The sequence below is a fragment of the Streptomyces sp. NPDC002499 genome (genome assembly GCF_053595415.1).
Map to the genome: position 1 here is coordinate 483,344 of NZ_JBSFXO010000003.1, position 17,055 is coordinate 500,398.

Here is a 17,055-nt window from a genome sequence, read left to right on the forward strand (position 1 = left end):
ACGGCCCTTGCTGAAAGGAGCCGGCCTGTGTCGGACACGGACCGTTCGTGGAATCCATGACGGAACAGGAGACCCGTCGACTACGACGGGCACGCTTCGAGGGACTGGCGCACGTGGTGACGCAACCCCTGCACCGGTATCTGTTGCGACGAACGGCCCCTGACATGGTCGAGGACGTCCTGTCCGAGACGATGCTGGTGCTGTGGCGTCGCGTCGACCACGTACCCGGGCTCAGGGACGGGTCGCTGCCCGAGCGCGACGAAGTGCTCCCGTGGTGCTACGGGGTGGCGCGGGGCTGCCTGGCCAATGCCCGGCGGGCGGACGGACGCAGGGTCCGTCTGGTGGAGCGGCTGATGAGTGTTCAGCAGGCACCCGTGTCCGTGGTCACCGATCACAGCGACCTGCATGCCGCGCTGAGTGCACTCGGGGAGCTGGACCGCGAAGTGATACGGCTGTGGGCGTGGGAGGAGTTGGCGCCGCGGCAGATCGCGGAGGCGACGGGAATGACGTCCAACGCGGTGAGCATGCGGCTGCACCGGGCGAAGAAGAAAATCGCCGAACAACTCCAGTCGGGGCGAAAGAACGCCGAGCGCGCCGGACACAAGATGAGTGAAGGAAGGAGCGGTCAGTGAATGACAACGAGTTGCTGACCCTAATGAGGGATGCGGATCCCGCAGCGACCTCACGAGCTCCGCTGCCCGACATCAATCGTCTTGTGGAGGCTGCCATGAAGAACAACTCCGTAGCAACGCCGGAAAACACCGACATCGACGCCACGAATTCGATCGCGAAGATCTCCGCCGGAAGGGGCCGTCAGCGGTTCTTCGGGATCGCGGCGGCTGCCGCCCTGCTCCTCGGGGGCGGCATCACCGCGGGAATCACGGCGAACGCCGGAAACGGCCACACGACCGAGGCCGTCAAGCAGTTGAATCTCACCACCTCCGGGAACGGCAACGGAAAGTGCCAGGCGCCGGTTCCCGACCAGCTGGCGGGATACCCGACGCTTTTCTACGGGACGGTCGACTCGGTAAAGGGTCCGCTGATCACCCTGCACGTCGATCACTGGCTGCGCGGTGGTGGCCCGCGCACCATTCTGGTGACCAATGACCCCGACTTCCCGGAGAACCTGACCTTCACGGTCGGTCAGCATTACCTCGTGGCCGCCGACAGCGACGGTGCCATTCCTTCGTGCGGTGCGAACTGGGTCTCCGAGGAGACCTGGGAGCAGTTCGTCGACCCGATCGTGAACTAGCGCCACGGCTCCCCCCCCGGGTCCCGAGCACCACGGCGATCTCGTCGCGGTGCTCGGGACCGCCCCCATGCCCGCTCCGCTCAGGGGCGGGGTTCGGCGGCGCTCTTGGGTGGGCGCGAGCCCACGCCTGTCAGGGCGAGGTCGACCAGGCGGCCGATGTAGTCGCGGTCCACGGGCAGGTAGCGTTGCAGGATGCGCAGGTGGAGCGTGCCGCCCAGCACTTCCAGAACGAACTCGGGAACGGTGCCCGGGTGGAGGTCGCCGCGATCGATCGCGCGCTGGACGATGACCGCGGCCTTGTCGAAGCGCGCGGTCCAGAACCTCGTCCGGAGTTCGTCGGCCTGGGCCGCGTCCTCGGGCGGGGTGAGGCCGAGCCGGGCCATGTCGCGGCCGGCGGGTGCGCTCAGGAACGCGGCGAGGGCGGTGACGAGGAGGGTCAGGTCCTCACGTGTGGAGCCGGTGTCGGGGAGGGGCACATCCGCGTCCAGGCGGCTCACGACGGCATCGAGGATCAGATTGGTCCGGGTGCCCCACCGCCGGTAGATGGACGTCTCGTGGACGCCGGCCCGGGCGGCGATGTCGACGACGCGCGAGGACGGTCCGATCGTCTTCAGGTGTGTGCGCTACGCCGTGTCCGAGCGGGGCGAGCAGGGCGAGGACTGTCTCAGCCTGACCGTCACCACACCCGCGGTCGACGACCGGGCCCGCCCGGTTCTGGTTCGGCCTGGCCGACCAGTTGGCGGCCCTGCGGTGGGTGCGTGAGAACATCGCCGCGTTCGGCGGTGACCCCGACGAGGTCACCGTGGGCGGCCAGTCCGCGGGTGCGCACAGCGTGCGCTGCCTGCTGGGCATGCCCGACGCGGAGGGGCTGTTCCGCCGGGTCATCCTGCAGAGCACGCCGGCCCGCTGCCTCAACACCCCGAGCGGTGCCGAGGAGTCCGCCGAACTGTTCCTCGACCGGCTCGCCACCGACCCGCGGACCGCCTCCCTGCCCGAGATCCTCGACGCCCAGGTCGCCGCCGCACGCGATTCCGCAAGCAGGCTCGGATTCAACGCCGCACCCCTGTTCACTCCCGTCAGCGGAGTCGGACCGCTCCCTGACGAAGACCGTTGGGAGGCGTGTCTCGCCGGGCGGGCTCCGGGACTGGACGTCGTCATCGGCACCACGCAGCGGGAGATGAGCGCCTTCTGCTCGGTGAACCCGGTACTGAACCGGGTGCGCCGGATCCCCTTCCTGGGTCCCGCGGCCGCCGGCGCCGTCGAACGCGCCGTGACCAGGATCGCCTTCGGCCGTCCCACCGAGGACCTGGCCACCCGGCTGAGCGAGGCCGGTGCCCGGGTGCGGAGCTACCGCTTCGACTACGCCGCCCCCGACTCGCCCTTCGGCGCCACCCACTGCATCGATCTCCCCTTCGTCTTCGGCACGTACGCCGACTGGGCCGCCGCGCCGATGCTCGCCGGCGCCGACCCGCACGCATTCGAGACCCTCGGCCGCCGTGTCCGTACCGCCTGGCTCGGTTTCATCCGCGACGGCGCTTCGGCCGCTGACGCTCCCCGGCCGCGGTACACAGCGGATCTACGACACGTCGCATCCGTCCCGGGCCTGCCGTAACGCTGCTCAGGCGGGGTGCCCCTCGCCCCAGGAGATCGCTCGTGGCAACAGTGACGCGTACCGAGTCTTGAGACACGTTTTACGTGGTACCTGCAACTGCGGGGCACGCCCCGACCGTCTGACAGGGAGCCGGGTCTGTCAGGGCCGAAGAGCGAGAGAGAGCGGGGCACGCCGTGGGACGGCGCAAGGGCAGCATAGGGATCGCACTCATCACGGGTGTGGTGCTGGTGGGCGCGAGTGCCTGCGGCGGGGGCGGCAGTGACAAGGCGAGCGGGGGCGGCGACGCCAAGGCGTCGGGCAAGCCGAGCGTGAGCGCCTCGCCCTCACCGACGAAGCCCGCCGGGCCGCCGATGCTGCTGGACACGATCACCCCGCAGACCGGGACCACCGTCGGCGTGGCCATGCCGATCTCGGTGATCTTCACCAACCCGGTCGCCGCCAAGGCCAAGGCCACGGTCGAGAAGCACATGAAGGTGAGCGCCTCGCAGCCGGTGGCCGGCGCCTGGCACTGGATGGGCGACCGGCGTGCCGACTGGCGCCCGAAGACGTACTGGCCCTCCGGTACGACGGTGAAGATCGACGCCGACATGAAGGGCGTCAGCAACGGCAACGGACGCTACGGCGTGCACGGCTACACGCACACCTTCAAGGTCGGTGACGACGTCCGCGCGGACGTCTCCGTGACCGGCCACACCATGAAGGTGACCCGCAACGGCTCCCTGGTGCGCACCCTGTCGATCAACGCGGGCAGTGCCGAGTACCCGACGTGGAACGGCACGATGGCCGTCATCGACAAGCAGAAGAAGGTCCACATGACCTCCTGCAGCGTCGGCATCAGCTGCGACAAGGGCAGCCCCAACTACTACGACCTGACGCTGCCCTGGGACGTCCACCTCACCCAGTCCGGCACCTACGTGCACTACTCGACCGGCGACCCGAACCCGGGCAGCGGCAGCGCCCGCGGCTCGCACGGCTGCGTCCACCTGTCCATGGCGGACGCCAAGTGGTTCTACGGCCAGGTCAAGCAGGGCGACCCCGTCACCATCACCGGCTCGCCCCGCGCCAAGGCCCCGGCCGACAACGGCTACGCCGACTTCAACCTGAGCTGGGACCAGTGGCTCGCGGGCAGCGCCTCCGGGGAGAGCACGACCGCCACCCTGTGACGCACGGCGGGCGGCCGGCTCCCTAGGACGAGCCGGTCGTCCCGAAGGTCACCTTGTAGTAGCAGGCACCCTTGCAGGGCATCGTCGCCCCGTCGTCGAAGGCGTACGAATAGGCGTACGGGGCGGCCCGCTTGAAGACCTGGGTGTAGTCGACCGGCCACTTCGACGGGACGCAGTTCTCGCGGCCCGCCCAGGCGCCGCGGCAGCAGTACGTGTCGCCGCCGAACGCCGCGCACGGCGGTTTGCAGCCGACGACCTGGCCGCTGCGGACCTCCCGCATGGCGGTGGGGCAGTCGACGTCCGTGGTGCAGACGCCCTTGTAGCAGCCCGTGGAACTCACCGGGTCTGCGGTCGTGGTGTGGGAGATGTTGATGTACATGGGCAGGTTCGAGCCGTCGACCATGCTCACGTCGTAGAAGTCCATGCCCGCGAACGCGTCGAAGGTGAACTCACCCAGTGTGGTGGGCGGGTTGCCGCCGCTGCACACGCTGGTGCAGTCGCCGGTCGCGCAGTAGCCCGCGGCCGTACCGGTGCAGCCCGTGCGGCCCCAGATGCGTCCGCCCCAGTTGTTCGCCACGGTCACCGACATGCTCTGGCCCGGCGCCAACTTGCTGCCCTGCGGGTAGACGGCGGTGTTGGTGACGACCGCCCAGACCGTCTTCGGGGTCCGGTTGACGACCGTGATCAGCCGCTTGCCCGCCGGTGCCGTCGAAGGCTGCTGCGCCGAGCCGTCCGACCCGGCGGCCGACTTCCGCGTGCTCTTTCCGGACGCGCTGGCCTTGACCGACGGCGAGGCCGAGACCGAGATGGACGGAGAGGGGGAGGCGGAGGGGCTGTGGCTCGGTGCGGAGGGCGAGGAGCTGCGCGGTCCGGACGGGAGCGCGGCGGCGTCCTGGCGGTCCGCCGTGGGGGAGTTGCCGTTCCCTGACGGTGCCCACGCGCCGTACGCGATCAGCACCGTGACGGTCGTCGCGAGGGCGGCTGCCCCGGCGTACCACCACCGGAGCCGGCGGGGTGATCGTGCGCCGTGCCGTCTGCGTCCTCGTGCCATGCCTGCGCCCTTCCTCGTGCTCTGCGGACGCTTCTTCGGACTCTTCGGATGCGTCCCTGCCTATCGGTGACCTGGTCCACGACGGCCGGACAACATAAATTGCGAAGCCGATCGGCCGATTTTCTGTTGTACGCGGTTGCGTCGGCGGTCTCCGTTCCAGGGAGCGCGCTCCTCAGGTCCGTGCCGGAAGTCCGGTTCCGGGCCCGGGAAGCCGCCGCAGCCGGACCACACGCGGAGGAACAGAACCACATGCCCAAGTTCCACAGGAGTGGACCCGACTCCGCCGTGGTGACGGCCGCGGGCGCGGGCGACAGACAGGCCCTGGACGCCTTGGTCACGCAGTGCCTGCCGCTGGTCTACAACATCGTCGGCCGGGCCCTGAACGGTCACGCCGATGTCGATGACGTCGTACAGGAGACGCTGTTGCGCATGGTGCGGGGGCTGCCGAAACTGCGGGACCCGTCCGCGTTCCGGTCCTGGCTGGTGGCCATCACGATCAGACAGGTGCGGGACCGCGAACAGTCGCGGGCCACGGACCGCGACCGCAGGGCGCACCTGGAGGACGCCGAGGCGATCACCGACCCCGCCCTCGACTTCGCCGGACTGACCATCCTGCGGCTGGGACTGACCGAGCAGCGCCGCGAGGTCGCCGAGGCCACGCGCTGGCTGGACGCGGACGACCAGGAACTGCTGTCCCTGTGGTGGCTGGAGGAGACCGGCGAGCTGGAGCGAGCCGAACTCGCGGGCGCGCTGGGGCTGTCCGACCGGCACGCGGCCGTCCGCGTGCAGCGCATGAAGAAGCAGATGGAGATATCCCGGGTCGTGGTACGGGCGCTCGCGGCCGGCCCGCGCTGCGCCGAACTGGACGAGACCGCCGCCCTGTGGGACGGCACGCCGAGTGCCCTGTGGCGCAAGCGGTTCGCCCGGCACATCCGCGCCTGCGGGGTCTGCGAGGGCCTCGACGACGGGCTGCTCCCGATGGACCGCCTGCTCAGCGGCCTCCCGCTGCTGGCCGTGCCCGCCACCCTCGACCCGTCCCGCGTGCTGGTCACCGTCATCGGTCAGCACGCGGACTCGGGTGCCGCTTCCTCGTCCGGTACGGGATCCGACGGCGGTTCCTCGTCCGGCTCCGGCACCCCGTCCACGCACTCCGCGCACAACGCGGGAGCGGGCCGCGGCCATCGGGCGGCGCGCGGAAGCCACGGGCGCCGAGCGGCTCGTACGGGCCTGCGCGCCGCTCGTGGCCAGGTGATCGGCGGCTCGGCGGCGGTCGCGGTCCTCGCGGTGGCCGCGCTGGTCGCGGCCCGGCTGACGGGGGACACCGCCACCCCGGCCGCGGAGTCGGCACCGCCCAGTCCGGTGGCCGTCACCTCACCCAGCCCCACCCCGTCCCCGTCACTCTCCCCGTCCGCGAGCCCCAGCAAGTCCCCGACCAAGAAGCCCAAGCCGAGTCCCTCCAAGCACACCCCCGCCGCCCCCGTGCACATCGCCTCCGGCGCCAAGAAGGGCGTCGGGGTGTGGACCTTCAACGGGGTGAGCCAGGCGCTCGGCGCGAGCGGGGCGAGCTGGTACTACACCTGGAACACCCAGCACCAAGGGGTTACGACCCCGTCGTCGACCTCCTTCGTGCCCATGATCTGGGGAGCGGACTCGGTCACCGACAGCGCGCTGGCCCAGGCCAAGGCGAACGGCCCCTATCTCCTGGGCTTCAACGAACCGGACATGGCCGAGCAGTCCAACATGTCGGTCGAGCAGGCGCTGGGTCTGTGGCCCAAGCTCATGGCCGCCGGCAAGACGCTGGGCAGCCCGGCGGTCGCGTACGGCGGGGACACGGCGGGTGGTTGGCTGGACCGGTTCATGTCCGGGGCGGCGGCGAAGGGGTACCGGGTCGACTTCATCACGCTGCACTGGTACGGCGGTGACTTCCGCACCCCGCAGGCCGTGGACCAGCTGAAGTCGTACCTGGCGGCGGTGTACGCGCGCTACCACAAGCCGATCTGGCTCACCGAGTACGCGCTGATCGACTTCTCCCAGGGAACCCGCTTCCCCTCCCCGCAACAGCAGGCCGACTTCGTCACCGCGTCCACCAAGGCCCTCGACGGCCTGTCCTACGTGCAGCGTTACGCGTGGTTCGGGCTGGGCGCGGATCCGTCGAAGCCGAGCAGCGGGCTGTTCACGAACGGCACGACGGCGACGGTGGCGGGCCGCGCGTTCCAGGCCGCCGACTGATCTGCGACCGACATACGGGACAGGCGCCCGCCCCCACGGAGACGGGGGCGGGCGCCTGTTGTGTAGGTCATGGCTCAACGGCATGGGTTCGGCGTCATGGACTCACTCCCCAAGTGATGCGGTACCCGCACTCACCCGAGCAGGTCAGCACGCTCGTCTCGTCGTCGTTGACGTAGGAGTACGCGAAGGGCTCGGCCTTCTTGAACACGGCCGCCGAGTTGACCGGCCACGACGAGGGCACGCACTGGGGCCGCGCCGCGTACGCGCCCTCGCAGCAGGTCTGGTCCGTCTTGAAGACCAGGCAGGCGCTCAGACAGGCCACGACCTTGCCGCCCCTGATCCGCTGCAACTTGGCGGGGCAGGTCGCGTTGGCGTCCTTGGTGCAGCCCGCGGCGGAGCAGCCGTTCGCGTCCATCTTGTCGCGGGACGAACCGCCGTAACTGTTGATCCACATCGGCAGGTTGTTGCCCTCGACCAGGCTGACGTCGTAGAAGTCCATGCCGTTCCAGGCGTTGAGGTTGAACTCGGCCAGGGTGGAGGGGAATTCACCCCAGGTCGAGCCGCACTGGAAATGACCGCAGTCCCCGGTCACACAGTGGCCGTTGCCGGCGGAGTCGAAGGAGCAACCGGTGCGCGCCCATACCCGGACGTCCCAGTGATCGGGGACGGCGAAACTCAGGCTGGCCCCCGGCTTCAGCACCCAACCCGTCGCCCCCACAGGGTGGTTGGGGTCGGCGGCGATCGCTGGCCAGATCGTCTGGTCGAGGCGATTGACCAGGGTGACGGTGCGCTTGCCGGGGCTGACCCCGGTGTGCTGCTCGACCGAACGCGACGGCGAGGCACCGGCGGACGGCTTGCGTGCGTCGGGCGACTTCGAGGGAGAGGGCGAGGGCGTGGTGCGCGGCGAGGGCGACGTCGTAGACGAAGGGCCAGGGAGAGAGGGGGAGTTGGTGGCCGCCGTACTGTGCGCGGACTTCGGGTCCGCGAGGTCCGTACGCCCTCCCGACGGGGTTCCGGTCTGGCCCCGGGCCAGCAGTACGCCGGTCACCACGGCGAGGCAGGTGAAGAGCACCGCGACGACCATGCCGACCCGACCGCGTCTCGGACCGCGGGCGTTGGGCGGGGACGCGCGGTGGCGGCTCACCGGGGAGCGTTCGCGCCCGCGTCGGGGGATGGGCAACCGGCGACGATGCATGTCCACAACACTCCTGTCCGCTCCACGACCCGCCGCGCCGCGCTCCGGGGGACGGGGGTTTCCGTAGAGGAGACCGGGGGCTTTCGGGGTGGATAACGGAAACGGGGATCGAAGGCGTGGAGCATTCGATGACGTGACCGCACAATCCGGCCAGGCTTCCCCCGTACACAAGCGCTTCGCTTCGGCTTACCCTGTTTTTCCCGCACGGGCACACGAGGGGGACACGTGGGGTTACGGGACGTCGGTGCCTCCGCATCGCCGGGCATGGGCGCGTGGCGGGTCCGCGTACGGGACCAGGAGCGCGCGGGAGTTGTCGGTGCCGGAGTGCTCGTGGCGAGTCGAACCGTCCTCACCTGCGCGCATGTCGTCGAGGCGGCACTGCGTCTGCCGCGGCCCCGGACCGGCGCGGCGCCGAAGGGGAGGATCCTGCTGGACTTCCCCACCACCGCACAGGGCACCCCCGAGCCGATCCACGCGCACGTGGCCGAGGACGGCTGGTTGCGCTCGCCTCCGGCGGGCGATGTGGCGGTGCTGCGACTGGAGAGTGAGCCCCCGGCGGGCGCCGTTCCCGCGCCGCTGGGAAGTTGCGGCACCGGAACCGGTGAATCGGTCGCGGTGTACGGGTATCCAAGCGGGGTGCCGGACGGAATCTGGGCCCGCGGGCAGATAGTGGGAGCGGGCGGCGTCCACCCCGCCTGGCGGCAGATCGACGGTCTCGACCCGGTGGGCGCCCCTGTCACGCGGGGCTTCAGCGGCGCGGGCGTGTGGGACCTCGGGCGCGGTCTGGTCGTGGGCGTGCTCGCGGCCGTGCTCGCGGCGCGCACGACGGAGGCCGCCCCGGCGGCCCGGGTCGCGTGGATGATTCCGCTGGACGTCCTGGACGGGACCCGCTTCGAGATCACGGCGGCCGCCCCGGCCCGCGAAGCCGCCCAACCGGCCCGCGTCGACGAGCCGTTGCCCGCCCGCGCCCTGTGGGCCCTGGTGGACCGCCTGCTGGCGGTCGAGTCGTTCCGGATCGACTCGGGACACCAACTGCTGCTCCAACTGCCGTCCGAGATCGTCTCCGGGATCGCGCGGCAGAACAGCCCACGCATTCAGCTCTACCAGATCGTCCGTAGGTGCGGAGAGTTCGAACAGGGCCCTGTCGCCCTGGTATCGGCCGTGCAGTGGATCGAGGGGGACACCACCGCGGTGAAGAATTTCGTGGAAGAGGCGAGGAAGATCTGGCCCGGCCGGCTGGGCAGCGATGACTGACTCGGCGGTGCCTCCGGATTCGCAGTCCGCAGCCCAACTGGCGGACGCTCTCATGAAGGTGTCGGTGCTCGACGACCTGGAAGTGCGCCGCATCTGCGTGGTCGACGCCATGGAACGTCTACGACTGCGCCTGTCCGTGGCCGAGTTCGACGACAAGAAGATCCATATCGTGGTGATGGTGCGTGCCTTCGGAGCCGTGCCCGACGGCTGGCGCCATCTCACCGAGGCGGTACAGCACTTGGCGGACTACGACCTGCCCTCCCGGCATGCCGCCTCGCTGGCCCACCCGGTCGTCGCCCCGCTCCTCGGTGAAACCGACCAGCACGACCTGAGCGCCCTGCTGGCCGGTCTCGACCGGACCGCCGTGCCGGAGCTCGCCGCCGTCTACCACTCGGCCGCCGGTGACCACTTCGGCCCGTTGCCCGACAGCGTCCACACCGCGTGGGACGCCTACCAACTGCTCGCGCACACCAACCGCCCGGCCGACGGAGCTCCACGCACCCTGCGGTTCCTCCAGGAACTGGCGGTCGTACTCACCCCGGAACGCGGCGACGCGATCCGGTCCTGGACGAGCCGCCATGTCCGCACCACCGTCCAGGACAACCAGGTGGCCCAGTGGATCCTCGACGATTCCCGTACGCACACGGGCGGATGGCGTACCGAGCCCGAGCATCCGGCCCATCTGCTCATCCGGCTCGCCCCGTCCACCGGTTCGCCCGGTCGGGTGGACATCGCCTGCTGGGCGAACAGCGGTTCCGCCTGGGCGCCCCGTCGGCGCGACGAGCGTCCCGTGCCGCTGTCCGAGATGCGACGCCATGTGGCGATGCTGCTCGACCGCGAGGAGATACGGCTCCGCACCCACCGGGGCGGTCTCGTACTCGAGTTCATACTCCCCTTCTCCTTGGTGAACGAGCCGGTGGAGCAGTGGTCCACGCACGGCGCCTTCGGTGAGGAGAAGGTGTGGGACAGCGAGTTCGGCGGACCGTCCATCGGAGACGGCCACAAGGTCGTCGTACGGAGCCTGGAGCGCATCGAAGCACTGCAGTTGCACAGAGTGTGGAACGAGCGGTGGGACGTACTGACCGACGCCGCGGGGGGCGCACGGATGCATCGCTGCGAGGAAGGTGACGGAGCGGAGCACGAGCGGCTCTACGCGCGTCTCTTGGACGATCCCGCCGTAGTCCTCATGACCTTGGGTTCTCCGCCCGACGATCAGCACGGCAGGAGCGAGTTGCTGGTCGGCCTGCAGGCAGGTCTGCCGCTGGTCGTGTGGAGCCGATCGGGGTCGCTGCCCGAACACGCGCACGCCTTGGCCGAGAGCGCGCTGGAGGGCCGACTGGCAGAGTCGCTGGGCGTGTTGACGCGCTTGCGCTCCGCTCCCCGTACGGGGGACCATGGCGGCGAGGGCTTCACCGGCCCTCGTATTGCCGTGCTATGGGACGACCCGAACAGGCTCCCGGAAGTACCGGAGCCAATTAACTGAGAACGACCGAGGCGCTGCACGACCCACTAGGGTGTGACCGACCTGATCGTCGGTCACAACGCTATTCGTGACTGGCCAGCACGACAATCGATCGAAACCGGGCATCGCTGGATCCGGGGCCGGTCGCCCAGTGGACCCCGTCCGGGTCCCGGGAGAGGGGGTGGCTATGGGCGACGACGTCCCGCGGGAGCCGCGTGTGCCTGGCGGCGCATCGGCGCCCTCAGGTGATGCCAATGACTGGTGGATCTACGACGGCACGGGTGAAGTGTCCTCCGAGCCGCTGGCCGACCGGCTGCCCCCGCCGCCCCCGTGGCGCGACTTCGACGGCGGACCCGTCGTCCCCGGCCCCGCTCCTCGCGACGACGCCGAGATCCGCCGTCGCCTGGGCGCGCCCGAGGCGACGGCCCGTACATCCTCGGACGAGGCCGACATGGTCAACGCGGCGCTGTTCTTACGCCGGCCGCTGATCGTCACCGGCCCGCCCGGCATCGGCAAGTCCAGCCTCGCGCACCGGGTCAGCCGCGAACTCGGCCTCGGTCGCGTTCTGCGCTGGACGATCACCAGCAGGTCCACGGTCAAAGAGGGGCTGTACGCCTACGACGCGATCGGGCGCGTACAGGACGCCGCCGCACGCGGTGCGTTGCACGACTCCGCCGCGACGGCGGACCGGTTGTCGCAGGACGGGTCCGAGGCCGGCGCTCCGCCGCCCGGCGGTCCCGACGGTCTCCACGGGCTTGGCGACTTCGTCCAACTGGGCCCGCTCGGCACGGCGTTGGTCCCCCGGGACACTCCGCGGGTGCTGCTGATCGACGAGTTCGACAAGGCCGACACCGATTTGGCCAATGATCTGCTCGGGGCGTTCGAGGACGGCGAGTTCCAGATCCCCGAGCTCTCCAGGGTGCGTTCGCGGATGCCCGAGGTCGAGGTGCACACGGACGACCCCGACGACACCTTCGTGGTGCACCGGGGACGGATCCGGTGCCGGGCCTTTCCCTTCGTGGTGATCACCAGCAACGGCGAGCGGTCCCTGCCGCCCGCCTTCCTGCGCCGTTGTCTCAGCCTGGAGATGCCGCCGCCCGACGCCGACCGGCTCGCGGCGATGCTGGCGGCGCAGTTCACCGGCGGCGAGGGAACCGAACGCGCGGCGATGATCCGCGACTTCCTCTCCCGTGCCCTGGCGGGCGGCACCCTGGCCGCCGACCAGCTGATGAACGCGGAATTCCTGCGCGTCTCGCCCTCGGGTCCGGGCGAAGCCTCCTGGAACCGGCTGCTGCACTCGCTGTGGCGGAGGCTTGATGAAGTTGGTTCTGCATGACCCTGCCGCCCTCCCACCACGGTAGGGCGAGTGACGGTACTGCTCCGGGTATCGCCTCGCGCGAGGAGACGTGCCCCGATCTGACGCTGCACGAGGCCGGTGAGGTCGCCTGGCTGGCCGTTCAACTCGACCTGCGTGTCCGAGCCGTACGCGAGGCCCGGGCCGCGGCGGCAGGGAACGCCGCGTCCGCGGAGCCGACCCCCGACGCCGGCGGCGCCGACGACACTCCGCCCCGCCCTGTCGACCCTGACGAGACCGACGTACCGCCGCAGGAGGAACCGGAAACCGTCCCCAAAGGGCGTCCCGAGGAGCCGAGTCGGGCGGGGGCGAGGGACGAGATCCCCGCGTCACCGCCGTGGCCGACGCACGTCGGCCTGCCCGTCTCCCTTTCCCGCGCGCTGGAGTCGGAGCCGGCGGGCGGCGCGACGGCGTTCTCGGACGTCCAGGACGGTCCCGGACTCGACCGGGCCCGGCAGATCGAGAAGGCGTTTCTGCCGCTGCGCAGGCGTCTGCGCTCGCGCACGGTGCGGGTGCTGGACGAGGAGGCCACGGCCGAGTCCCGGGCCGAGCGGGGTGTATGGGTGCCCCGGTTCCGGCCCGCCAGGGAGCGCTGGCTGACCATGACCCTGGTGGTCGACTCCGGCGACTCCATGGGCCTGTGGCAGCGAACCGCCGCGCAGTTCGCGGCCGCTCTGAGGGGCTCGGGTGTGTTCCGCGACGTACGGGTGTGCACCTGGCGGTCGGCGGACGGCGGCGACCCGGACGGTGGTGCGCCCGTCCTGTCCGATGCTCGCGGCCGGCAGACGGCCCTGGTGCTGACCGACCTGTACGCGAATCGCTGGCGGGACGGGAACGGGCAGCGCGTGCTGGCTCGCTGGGCGGCCCGGATGCCCGTCGCCGTGGTGAGCGTCCTGCCGGAGTACCTGTGGTCACGCATGGCCGTGGTGCCGCACCGGACCCTGCTGAGCAGCCCCGGCCCCGCGGCGGCGAACAACCTGTGGACGCATCGCCCCGACGGCTTCGACTTCGGGAGAACCGATGCGGACGCGAACGACGCGATGGCCCCGGCCCTGCCGGTACCGGTGCTGGAGCTGACCCCGGAGGCCCTGGGCACCTGGGCGGGGTTCGTCCGCCATGAGCGACCGGCCGAGTACATGATGCGGGCCATGACGGTGTCCGCGAGGACGCGGGCCACCGCACCCGCGTGGTTCCCGACCTCGCTGGTCTCGCCGACCGACCGGGTACGCCAGCTGCGGGCACAACTCAGCCCCACCGCCTATCACTTGGCTCTGCTCGGCGCGGCGATCCCGGTCAACCTGGCGATGCTGGAAGTGCTGCGCAAGAGGCTGTTGCCCGAGGCCCGGCCCTGGCATCTGACCGAGCTGCTGCTGAGCGGGCTGCTGCAGCCCGCCCAGGCCGATCCCGACGTCCCGGCACCGGCGCGGGTCGAGCTGGAGTTCGCCTCCGGGGTGCGCCAGGAGCTCCTGGCCGAGGGCACCCGCAGGGAAACCGCACTGGCGATGAAACTGGTGTTCGACCATCTTGCGACAGTCCTGCCCGGTTCTGCCAGTAGTGCCTTGCGCCAAATGCGCGATCTTGTGGCGGACCCGAGCCGAGCCGCCCTGGTGCCCCTGGAGGGGGTACGGACATGGCTCACCCCCGCACTGCCCGCGCTGAAGGCCCTCGACGGGCAGCACACGGCGGCAGCGGCGGTTCTCCATGACCGGCTGCGGGCCGAGGAGGAATCGGCCTCCGCACGGGCCGGACAGCGGGACCCCTCCGCCCACGAGACCACGGCCAGCATCCCGCGTGATGGCCGTGATACACAGAGTAGTGAGTATGCCGGTTCGGACATCGCCCTCCCCGGCGGTGGGAGCGATCACGTTTCCGCCGGAGTGGGTCAACCCGGGCCATCCGAAGACGCTGGAGGGAACGTGTCCGTGAGTGGCGTGCAGCCTGTCCCCGCAAGGACGAGGGGAGATGGGGCGCAGAAACCGCCGCCCGTCTGGGGCAACGTCCCTCCACGGAACCGCGCATTTACCGGGCGTGGCCAACTGCTGGAGGACTTGCACCGTCGACTGCAGGAGGGCACCACCGCCGTCCTGCCGGAAGCCCTTCAGGGCATGGGCGGTGTCGGGAAATCTCAGCTCGCCGTCGAATACGTGTATCGCCACATCAACGAATACCAGGTGGTCTGGTGGATCCCCTCCGAGCAGTCCCAGCAGATCCGGCAGGTGCTGGTGGAGCTGGCCAGGCGACTCGGACTTGAGGTCGGTTCCGGCGAGGCCAACACGGCCGTGCCCGCGGTCATAGAGGCCTTGCGGGTAGGCGAGCCGTACAAGAATTGGCTGCTCGTTTTCGACAACGCGGAGGACCCCGAAGCCGTCCGCGAATTCTTTCCCACCAACGGCCCAGGACGCATTCTCGTGACCTCTCGCAACGCTCAATGGGCGACCGCGGCACGACCATTGGAAGTCGATGTGTTCGCGCGCGAAGAAAGCCGCCAGTTGCTGCAGCTGCGCGCGCCGAATCTCGACGACCCCACCGCCGACCGGCTCGCCGAGACCCTCGGCGATCTGCCCCTCGGTATCGAGCAGGCCGCCGTCTGGCTTTCCGAGACCGGAATGCCCGCGGACGAATACCTACGACTTTTCGAGCAGCAGGCCGCCGAGTTGATGGTCAGCGACCCTCCCCGGGACTATCCGCTGTCCGTCGCCGCGGCCTGGAACGTATCGCTGGAGCGACTGCAGAAGAACCACCCGGCGGCCCTGCAACTGCTCCAGGTCTCCGCGTTCTTCGCCCCCGAACCGATCTCACGGCGACTGCTGACCGGTGTCCGCGACGCTCCCGTACCCCCGGAACTCGCCGCCGCACTGAGCGATCCGATCCGCCTTGGCCGGGCCATCCGGGAGATCAACCGGTACGCGCTGGCCAGAATCAACCACAGCACCAACACCATCCAGCTGCACCGACTGGTCCAGCGCGTGCTCATCAACCAGATGCCGGACGCACTCAAGGAGCAGATGCGCAACGGCGCGCACCGCCTGCTCGCCAAGGGCGACCCCGGTGCACCGAGCGACCCGCGCCAGTGGCAGCAGTACGGCGAACTGCTCCCGCACGTGCTCAGCAGCCACGCCGTCGAGTCCGCCGACCCCTGGGTGCGGCAACTGATCCTCAACGAGATCCAGTACATGTTCTCGTGGGGCGACCACGAAGGTTCTCGTGACCTCGCGCAGCAGGCCTACGACACCTGGAAACGCCTCGACGGCGAGAACCACGAGCACGTGCTCCTGGCGGCCAAGCTCTACGGCGACGCGCTGCGCATCCTGGGCCACTACCAGGCGGCGTACGAACTCGACCAGCGAACCCGGCAGGCGATGACCGAGACGCTGGGACCCGAGCACGAGATGACGCTGGAGATCACCAGCATGCTCGCGTGGGATCTGCGTATGCGCGGTGACTTCACCGGTGCCTCCGAGCTGGACCGGGAGACCTTCGAGGCCAGCAGGCGCCTGTTCGGGCCGAACGACGTGTCCACCCTCATCGTCGCCCACCGCATCGCGCTGAATCTCCGCCTCACCGGCGACTTCCGCGAGGCGCTGGAGCTGGACCAGGACACCCACCGCCGCAAGGTCGAGGAACTGGGCGAGGACTCGCTGTCCACGCTGGCCACCCTGGCCGGTGTGGTCGTCGACCGGCAGGAGGCCGGCGAATACGTCGAAGCCCGCGACCAGCAGCAGGAAGTGTCCGGACGCTACGAGTACAACTTCGGGCCGACGAACCCCAACACCATCGACAGCTATCGCGGTCTGGCGGTCGCCGAACGCCGGGCGGGCCGCCACGAGCAGGCCCTGGAACTCTCCGCCAGGGCGCTGGCCCTGTTCCGCAACCGCTACGGCGACAACTACCCCAGCACCCTGGCCGCGTTGCTCGCCCACGCCGTCGATGTCCGGCACAGCGGCGACCTCCAGTCGGCGCTCGACCTGAGCGACGAGGGCTGCAAGGGTTATGAGCGCCTGTTCGGACCGAGTCATCCGCACGCGCTCGGCGCGCAGGTCAACCATGCCGTCTGCCTCCGGCTGCTGGGACGCACCGAGGAAGCCCGCCGACTGAACGAGCAGATCGTCGCGGACCTCGGTGAGCGGCTGGGCTCCGATCACCCGAACGTGCTGGCCTGCTCCACCAACCTCGCCGCCGACCTGTACGAACTGGGTGAGGTCCAGGCGTCCGTGGACCTCAGCACCCGTGCCCTGGAGCAGAGCCGGCGGCGGCTCGGAGAGGACCACCCGGCGACCCTCGCCACGGGCGTCAACCTCGCCCTGGGCCTGCGGCTGCTGGGCCGCGTCGACGAGGCCGACGCCCTGCGCGCGGACACCCTGGCGCGCTACGAGCGGGTGCTGGGCGCCGACCACCCGGCCACCGCCGCGGCGGCCGACAACAAGCTGGCCAACTGCGACATCGACCCGATGCCGCTGTAGTGACACGGACCGGTCGGGCCGGC

The 17,055-nt window shown here is 70.2% G+C and carries 13 protein-coding genes; 10 read left to right on the forward strand and 3 right to left on the reverse strand.

The window, feature by feature from the left end; translation table 11 throughout:
• Positions 1-56 precede the first annotated feature (56 nt).
• Positions 57-632: an RNA polymerase sigma factor gene (locus ACWD5F_RS10125; RefSeq protein ID WP_451253186.1), complete on the forward strand. Its 576-nt coding sequence runs from the start codon at positions 57-59 to the stop codon at positions 630-632.
• Positions 629-1,252, forward strand: a complete 624-nt coding sequence (locus ACWD5F_RS10130) for a hypothetical protein (protein WP_451252884.1) — start codon at positions 629-631, stop codon at positions 1,250-1,252. The genes ACWD5F_RS10125 and ACWD5F_RS10130 overlap by 4 nt, the downstream gene beginning before the upstream one ends.
• Before the next feature lie 80 nt (positions 1,253-1,332).
• On the opposite strand, the gene ACWD5F_RS10135 is transcribed toward ACWD5F_RS10130, so the two are convergent.
• The gene (locus tag ACWD5F_RS10135; protein WP_451252886.1) at positions 1,333-1,749 is read right to left on the reverse strand and encodes a TetR-like C-terminal domain-containing protein; all 417 of its coding nucleotides are present in this window, start codon (positions 1,747-1,749) and stop codon (positions 1,333-1,335) included.
• Between the two features lie 46 nt (positions 1,750-1,795).
• Between ACWD5F_RS10135 and ACWD5F_RS10140 the strand changes: the two genes are divergently transcribed.
• The 3 genes from ACWD5F_RS10140 to ACWD5F_RS10150 all read left to right on the forward strand — a co-directional run bounded on the left by ACWD5F_RS10140 (position 1,796) and on the right by ACWD5F_RS10150 (position 4,027).
• Positions 1,796-2,014, forward strand: coding sequence for a hypothetical protein (locus ACWD5F_RS10140; RefSeq protein ID WP_451252888.1), 219 nt, complete (start codon positions 1,796-1,798; stop codon positions 2,012-2,014).
• The gene (locus ACWD5F_RS10145) at positions 2,007-2,864 is read left to right on the forward strand and encodes a carboxylesterase family protein (protein ID WP_451252890.1); all 858 of its coding nucleotides are present in this window, start codon (positions 2,007-2,009) and stop codon (positions 2,862-2,864) included. The genes ACWD5F_RS10140 and ACWD5F_RS10145 overlap by 8 nt, the downstream gene beginning before the upstream one ends.
• 173 nt (positions 2,865-3,037) lie before the next feature.
• Complete coding sequence (locus ACWD5F_RS10150) at positions 3,038-4,027, forward strand: L,D-transpeptidase (RefSeq protein ID WP_401717087.1); 990 nt, start codon at positions 3,038-3,040, stop codon at positions 4,025-4,027.
• Positions 4,028-4,049: 22 nt separating this feature from the next.
• Here ACWD5F_RS10150 and ACWD5F_RS10155 read toward each other — a convergent pair whose 3' ends face one another.
• Positions 4,050-5,078, reverse strand: coding sequence for a thaumatin family protein (locus tag ACWD5F_RS10155; RefSeq protein WP_451252892.1), 1,029 nt, complete (start codon positions 5,076-5,078; stop codon positions 4,050-4,052).
• Between the two features lie 249 nt (positions 5,079-5,327).
• Here ACWD5F_RS10155 and ACWD5F_RS10160 point away from each other — a divergent pair, with 249 nt between their 5' ends.
• On the forward strand, positions 5,328-7,307 hold the full coding sequence (locus ACWD5F_RS10160) for a sigma-70 family RNA polymerase sigma factor (RefSeq protein ID WP_451252894.1): 1,980 nt from the start codon (positions 5,328-5,330) through the stop codon (positions 7,305-7,307).
• Between the two features lie 94 nt (positions 7,308-7,401).
• On the opposite strand, the gene ACWD5F_RS10165 is transcribed toward ACWD5F_RS10160, so the two are convergent.
• Complete coding sequence (locus ACWD5F_RS10165; protein ID WP_451252896.1) at positions 7,402-8,487, reverse strand: thaumatin family protein; 1,086 nt, start codon at positions 8,485-8,487, stop codon at positions 7,402-7,404.
• A gap of 240 nt (positions 8,488-8,727) precedes the next feature.
• Between ACWD5F_RS10165 and ACWD5F_RS10170 the strand changes: the two genes are divergently transcribed.
• From ACWD5F_RS10170 to fxsT, 4 genes are all read left to right on the forward strand, one after another.
• Positions 8,728-9,756, forward strand: coding sequence for a trypsin-like peptidase domain-containing protein (locus ACWD5F_RS10170; protein WP_451252898.1), 1,029 nt, complete (start codon positions 8,728-8,730; stop codon positions 9,754-9,756).
• Between the two features lie 52 nt (positions 9,757-9,808).
• Positions 9,809-11,239, forward strand: coding sequence for a VMAP-C domain-containing protein (locus tag ACWD5F_RS10175; RefSeq protein ID WP_451252900.1), 1,431 nt, complete (start codon positions 9,809-9,811; stop codon positions 11,237-11,239).
• A 196-nt stretch (positions 11,240-11,435) separates the two neighbouring features.
• Positions 11,436-12,554, forward strand: coding sequence for an AAA family ATPase (locus ACWD5F_RS10180; RefSeq protein ID WP_451252902.1), 1,119 nt, complete (start codon positions 11,436-11,438; stop codon positions 12,552-12,554).
• Positions 12,551-17,032: an FxSxx-COOH system tetratricopeptide repeat protein gene (gene fxsT / locus ACWD5F_RS10185; RefSeq protein ID WP_451252904.1), complete on the forward strand. Its 4,482-nt coding sequence runs from the start codon at positions 12,551-12,553 to the stop codon at positions 17,030-17,032. The genes ACWD5F_RS10180 and fxsT overlap by 4 nt, the downstream gene beginning before the upstream one ends.
• The last annotated feature ends 23 nt before the right edge of the window (positions 17,033-17,055 follow it).

Excerpts from the sequence above, each read along its gene's own strand:
- ACWD5F_RS10125 (WP_451253186.1), top strand. The coding sequence starts at position 57 with ATGACGGAACAGGAGACCCGTCGACTACGACGGGCACGCTTCGAGGGA.
- ACWD5F_RS10140 (WP_451252888.1), top strand. The coding sequence starts at position 1,796 with ATGGACGTCTCGTGGACGCCGGCCCGGGCGGCGATGTCGACGACGCGC.
- ACWD5F_RS10155 (WP_451252892.1), bottom strand. The coding sequence starts at position 5,078 with ATGGCACGAGGACGCAGACGGCACGGCGCACGATCACCCCGCCGGCTC.
- ACWD5F_RS10160 (WP_451252894.1), top strand. The coding sequence starts at position 5,328 with ATGCCCAAGTTCCACAGGAGTGGACCCGACTCCGCCGTGGTGACGGCC.
- ACWD5F_RS10175 (WP_451252900.1), top strand. The coding sequence starts at position 9,809 with ATGAAGGTGTCGGTGCTCGACGACCTGGAAGTGCGCCGCATCTGCGTG.
- fxsT (WP_451252904.1), top strand. The coding sequence starts at position 12,551 with ATGACCCTGCCGCCCTCCCACCACGGTAGGGCGAGTGACGGTACTGCT.